The following is a 6,056-nucleotide window of genomic DNA, read 5'->3' as shown; positions in this document are numbered from 1 at the left end:
TCAACACCTGCGCCGTTGGGAGCTCTCCGGAAGCCGCGCTCCGCGCGGCCGTCGACAAAGCCCGCGGCGCGGGGCTCGACTGGGACGCTGAGGCGCTCATAAAGGACCTGCCGGTGCGGGTCGCGCAGGGGCTCCCCGTGACGCGCCGCGACGACGTGCTGCAGCTGCGCGCCTCGCTCGCCAACGCCGAACGCGGACAGGTCGCAGCCCGCCTCACCTCGGCCTTCGCGGCCTGGGCGGATTCGGGATCGGTGGGGAGCGCCGAAGTGGCGCTTTCCGTACGTGACCGCCTCGGCCGCCCGATCCTGCCGCGGGACGCGGCCCCGCTCGTCTGGCGGCGGCCGGCGCTCGAAGCGGAATCGGCTGCGGCGATGAACCGCGTGCGGCACGCGGTGCTCGAAGCCGTCTGGGCTTCGCAGGGAAGTCTCGAGCTCACCGCGCGGCCGATGCTCGAGCGCTCGTCTCCGGGCGACGAACCGTCCACCCTCGCGGCGTCGCTCACCGCCCACTTCGGCCGCGCGCGGGTCTTCCAGATCTCGCGCTCGGCTCCCAAGGGCGCCGCCGGCCCCCAGCAGCGCCGCACGCCCGCGGGGAGCTTCGCGGCGCATCCGCTCCACCGCCCGGGCCTCCCCGCCGCGGCGCCGAAGGCGGGCGGGCCGGTGCCTGCGGAAGTCTTTCCCACACCGCGGGAGCTCGCGCTCGAGGGCCTCAGGCCCGTCCTGAACGGCCCGCTCTCGATCCTGCGTCCGGTGCCGGCTCCCGAAGGGTTCGACCCCGAGCGGCACTTTTCGCACTTCATGGCGTCGAGCGCCGCGGGGGAGCTCCTGTGCATCTCGCGGGACCTCCGCTCGGGACGGTGGTATCTCGAAGGGCGCTTCGCGTGATTGTTTGGGGAGTGGGTTCAAGCGCCTGAACCTTCCTCCTCGAGCGGGACGCAATGCCCGTTCCCGCCCGCGAAAGAGACCGTGCGGCTCTGTTAGACTTTTTCGCCCCCGGACAGACTTCTCCGACGAGAGAAGCACCCCCAAAAAAACCTCCCCCGCGAGGCGACCCTTGCCGCACGCCGTACTGCTTCACAGCTGCTGCGCCCCCTGCTCGAGCGCCATTCTTGAGTGGCTTCTCGCGCACGACTACGCACCGACCGTCTTCTACTTCAACCCGAACATCTTCCCCGCCGAGGAGTACCTCGTGCGGAAGAACGAGTGCCAGCGCTACTGCGCAAAGCTCTCCGTCCCCTTCGTGGATGGCGACTACGACCACGCGCTCTGGCGCGAGGCGGTGCGGGGGCTTGAGAACGAACCCGAACGCGGGCGGCGCTGCCGCGCGTGCTTCGGCGTGCGCATGCTCGCGACGGCCCGGACGGCCGCCCGTCTCGGGATCCGGGAGTTCACGACGACTCTGGCGGGGAGCCGTTGGAAGCGGCTCGACCAGATCCGCGAGGCGGCGCTCGAGGCGGTGCGCCTCACGCCCGGGACCGAATACTGGGACATGAACTGGCGCAAGGGCGGCCTGCAGCAGCGCCGCGGAGAGCTCCTGAAGCTCGAAGGCTTCTACAACCAGCTCTGGTGCGGCTGCGAATTCTCGATGGGACACCTCACGGAGCGCGACGAGGCGGAAATCCCCGTCTATGCGCGCGGCTTCGTGCGCAGCCTCCGTAACGCCCGCCCGGCGCCCGCCGAAGCGGACGACCGCCCCGCCGCACCCTGCGCCGCCTGCGGGGAATTCAAGAAGGAGTGACCGACATGGCTGCACTGCTCTCCGTTCTCGCCTACGTCGTCATCATCGTGGTCGGCGTCGTTCTGAGGCAGTTCGGCCTCGTGCCGCGCGACCTCGCCAAGCCCGTCGGATTCCTCATTCTCAACGTGACGCTCCCCTGCGCGATCGTCACGTTCCTCTCGGGCGTGAAGTTCGACCCGGCGCTCCTCTTCACGATCCTGCTGCCGATCGCGGCGACCTGGGTGATGATCGGCGTCGCGTGGCTCCTCACGCATCGGCGGGCGGACGCCGCGCAGGCGACGCCCTTCGCGATGCTCAACATGTCGAGCTACAACGTCGGCACCTTCGCAATGCCCTTCACGATGGGGCTCGTGCCACCGCTCGGCTTCCTCGTGATCTGCCTCTTCGACGTCGGCAACGGCGTGATGTGCGCAGGCGGCACCTACGCCTTCGCCTGCCGGGGCTCGGGCGGAGCCTGGGCCGCGATGAAGGGCGTCGCCCATGCGCTCCTGCGCGCCGCTCCGCTCTGGACCTACATCTGGGTGATCGCGCTCACGTTCATGGACGTGACGCTCCCGAAGCCCCTCCTTCACGTCTTCGAGGTGATCGGGAGCGCCAACTCCTTCCTCTCGATGCTCTTCATCGGGCTTTCGATCAACCTCGCGGTCAATTGGGAGAAGTTGAAGGGTCTTCTGGGCCTCATGGTCGTGCGCTACCTCGTCAACGCCCTTCTGGCGCTCCTCCTCTTCTTCACGCTTCCCTTCCCGCTCGAAGTCCGCCAGGCGATCACGCTCGTGATGATGTCCCCGCTTCCCGTCCTCGGCATCGTCTTCACGATGAAGGCGAAGCTCGACTGGGAGTCCGCCGCCAACATCAACTCCATCTCCGTTGCGGCCTCCATCGTGATCATGTGCGCGATGCTCTCGGTCTTCACCGCGTGACCTTCGCGCCGACCTCGTCCGCGGCGCAGCCGCCGCGGACTGTGCGACTCTTCGCCCCCCCTTCTTCGCCGCCCGGGAGCCCTGCTCTCCCGGGCGGTTCACTTTTGCGTCACGCAGAACTCACAACTCCGTCAGGAAGTCTTCATCCCGGCCTCATGCGGCCGACACCGGGCCGTCATGCGGGGTCTCCAGAATCCAAGGCAGGTCCTTCGACGCGCGCTCCTCCCGCTCCTTCACCCTTGAGGCGAGGGGCCTCCGCTCAGGACTCATCAACGATCCGCACGCTTTCCTGGAGACCCCACTACCATGACCATGAACACCTCCCGCCGCACGCTCCTGCGCTCCGCGTTCGTCGGCACCGCCGGCACCGCCCTCGGCCTCACGGGCTTTGGCGGCCTCAACCCGATCGCCGCCGCCGCGGAAGCGCCCAAGCGCGCCCGCACCGTTGCCGAGGTGATCCGCATGACGCCCGTTGAAATCGCGCGCGAGAGCGAAGTGGTGCAGACCGCCTACAAGGTGCTCCTGAAGAGCGCCTCGCAGTTGAAGGACGCCAAGGTCCGCGAGACCGTGACCGCGATCCTCAAGAACCCGGACGTCACGCTCGACCTCTCGCGCGAGGCCGACCTCGTCAAGACGCTTAAGGCCGCGGGGTACCTCGGCGCCAAGGGCGACACGGTCTTCCCGCCGATCGAGAAGTCCGGGCGCTCTCCTCAGCCCACCTGGAGCGCTCCGGGTTCGGGCTACGGCTCGCACCACGCCTATCCGGGCGGCCTCGTCGTTCACGTCGCGCTGAACGTCCTGTCGGCCGAAAAGCTTCTTCAGAGCTACGCCGACAACAACCGCTGCTACCTTTCGGTCGACGACGCCGTGGGCGGCGAACTGCTTCACGACCTCCACAAGCCCTGGGTCTTCGCCTGGCAGAAGGACAACTCCTGCCGCAAGGAGGAGACCCTCGCGATGACGGGCGAGCACCACGTGCTCTCGCTCGCCGAATCCATGCACCGCGGCCTCCCCGCGACCTTCTGCACCGCGCAGGCCTGCGCCCACGAACACCCGGGCTCTCAGAAGGGGCTCGAACTGATGGTCGGTTGGATCAAGTGCGCCGCGATCATCGCCGGTGTGGATCCGGTGGAGAAGGGGTACCTCGCGAAGGACGGCAAGACCCTTCCCGAACCCTTCCGCTCCGAAGGCTTCGTCGTGCACCTCGCCGACCACGACTGGGTGCTCTCGGTTCCCGCCTGCCAGTGGACAGTCGAAGCGTTGAAGCGCCTCATGCGTGAGAAGTACGGCGTCGACGCGGAAAAGCGCCCGGCCGACTTCAATGCGCTCAGGAACTACGTCCTCGCGAACCTCACCGCGATGCGGCTCCACGCGATCCGCTCGAGCGAGGGCGAAGAGGCCTTCGCCGCGGACGTCGCCCGCGTGCTGAAGGCCTGACGCGGGCCGACAGAACGCCCTAATCTCTCGCGCCCGTCCGTCCGGTCGGCACTCGACCGGGGGAGCGGGCGTTTTTGCTGGGTGTCGAGAAAAAGCGGAATCGCGGGAGCTGACGGGCCAATCCGCACCCGCTGCGGCCGCTCTATTCAGAATCGAGCGTCTCGAACAAATCACCTCTCCGGAAGGTGGCGGAGAGTCGCTGCAGAGAAAGCGTCGACGTTTTTTCTCCGTAAAGCCGCGTCAGAGCATCCCCCAGGCGATCCAACGCTTTCTGATAGTAGGCATCCTTATTCTCGTTGAACTTTTCATCGAGCTCGCCGAAATTGCGGTGGTCCACCTTTTCGATCGACAAGCCTAGATCATCCAACAGCTCCTCACCAACCAGCATCGCCAGATAATGCGACGCATACGGAACGAAGTTCGGGGCACCAACGCCCGCCGTTCTGCGTCGCACCTCAACGTCACGATAAATTTTGACTGCGAGCAATGCTTGGGGGGCATTCAATCCCTTGAAAATGCGCTCATAGAGCTTTCCAAAGTGCTCGCTCCTGAAGAAGCGCCCCTGCTGAGGCTTTCGTCGCCAAATGGAAAGCACGGCTACCGCGACCATGTTGCTCGTGATCACGAGCGGCCCAGTCACGACCGAAGCGTCACGCTGGCGACGATAGGTATAGCCCAAAATGTGAAACCCTTCTTCGAGTCTCTTTTGGTAGATGTCGTTTGAATGCAAATCACTCATCTCCACCGGATTCTGACTGTTCGTTGCATACGTAACAAGGCGAACAAAATCTTCATCCTCTTCGTTCACCTGATAGGCGCGCACCAGGAGATAAGCATCCGGAATATTCCCTTCCGAAGTATTCTTAAAAGTTTCAAAAATAGTTCGACAAGTTTGCCCGCCATTGATCACCTGCAGGCCATCCACCGACACAATGTGATCTGCCTGTTGAAAAGCATTGTAGTCAAAGTGGCTGCAAATGATCGTGATGCCGTTGTTGTAGAAATAGAACTGATCAGCATGATCCGAATTGAGCGTCTGCTCGATATCCTCATTCACTCGATTACCTCGCAAACTCAAATACTTGCGAATGTTCCCCTGAAGGAGTTGATCGCCGTATTGACGGTAAAGCGCCACGATCTCTTTCACGTGAATGCGGCCTATAAGTACGCGCTTGAAGACTTGATCCTCAACAATCAGCTTCCCAGAGAGCGGCAACCTCACTCTATCAATCGAATTAGGTCGCCTTAACAGAGAAATCAAATCATGATGATTGAAGTGTTTGAACTCAATACTCGGACCAAATCGCTTTTTGCTATTCTCAACATTTTTTTGGGCAGCCTCATCCCATTCCATCCCATTGTTGCAGAGAAAAATCCGGACGCGAGGAATATAACCCTCACGAACGAGCGAACGCGCCTCCTCAACTTTCGACAAAAGTCGAGGATTCATCGCGATCTTTTTGGACGGATCAAACAAAACCTCCGCAGTTCCAGCAATCTGTCCAAGTGCGTTAGCGGGGAAGTTCGCATTCCCGCTGAGGTCCTTTTTGTATTTTCCCTGGTAGAGCGTCACGGTGAACCCGTTGTCGTCCACATCCCCCATGACGAAGGCGTCCACACTGGCATCGTCCGCACCGTCAGTGATGGAGTCAAAGGCTTCCTCATAAGACATTTCGTTGGTGCGAGCAACACACATCAGCACGAAGGCCTTCGAGCGTCGCCGATCTTCCGTTTCACCGGCGAACCACTCCGGGTGTTTGTCAAGAATGCCGGAGATCTGTTGATCCACCAGCAGGGCGTCCATATCGTCCATGAGTATCCTTTGTTCCGTAAGTCGCCGCCCATCCCGATCCCTGCTCATGGGAAGTCCCGTCGACGAGCAGGAGCGGCACGGCTTAGGATATTTTCCCTATCTGTCAAAATAGGTGCCAAGCTAACCTACAGAGCATCTCATGGCTAAAC

The 6,056-nt window shown here is 63.0% G+C and carries 5 protein-coding genes; 4 read left to right on the top strand and 1 reads right to left on the bottom strand.

The genetic code is table 11. The features are described from left to right. The 4 genes from ACT6Y9_RS07965 to ACT6Y9_RS07950 form a co-directional block, all read left to right on the top strand. Window positions 1–884: hypothetical protein (locus ACT6Y9_RS07965; RefSeq protein WP_443744142.1), on the top strand; the 884-nt coding region annotated here is incomplete at its 5' end. 169 nt (window positions 885–1,053) lie between these two features. After that, window positions 1,054–1,737 carry an epoxyqueuosine reductase QueH gene (locus ACT6Y9_RS07960; protein WP_443744141.1) on the top strand — a complete coding sequence of 228 codons (684 nt, stop codon included), beginning with the start codon at window positions 1,054–1,056 and terminating at the stop codon, window positions 1,735–1,737. A gap of 5 nt (window positions 1,738–1,742) precedes the next feature. Continuing rightward, window positions 1,743–2,657, top strand: a complete 915-nt coding sequence (locus ACT6Y9_RS07955; protein ID WP_295477404.1) for an AEC family transporter — start codon at window positions 1,743–1,745, stop codon at window positions 2,655–2,657. A 306-nt stretch (window positions 2,658–2,963) separates the two neighbouring features. Next, a complete protein-coding gene (locus tag ACT6Y9_RS07950) occupies window positions 2,964–4,094 on the top strand; it encodes a metal-dependent phosphohydrolase (protein ID WP_443744140.1) in 1,131 nt (376 codons plus the stop codon). Window positions 4,095–4,236: 142 nt separating this feature from the next. On the opposite strand, the gene ACT6Y9_RS07945 is transcribed toward ACT6Y9_RS07950, so the two are convergent. After that, window positions 4,237–5,907, bottom strand: a complete 1,671-nt coding sequence (locus ACT6Y9_RS07945; protein WP_443744139.1) for an AIPR family protein — start codon at window positions 5,905–5,907, stop codon at window positions 4,237–4,239. Window positions 5,908–6,056 lie beyond the last annotated feature (149 nt).

This window comes from Sutterella sp. (genome assembly GCF_052272535.1).
In the GTDB taxonomy this organism is placed as follows: domain Bacteria; phylum Pseudomonadota; class Gammaproteobacteria; order Burkholderiales; family Burkholderiaceae_F; genus Sutterella.
Note: the sequence above shows the minus strand (reverse complement) of the source record. Positions and strands in the feature narration are given on the sequence as shown.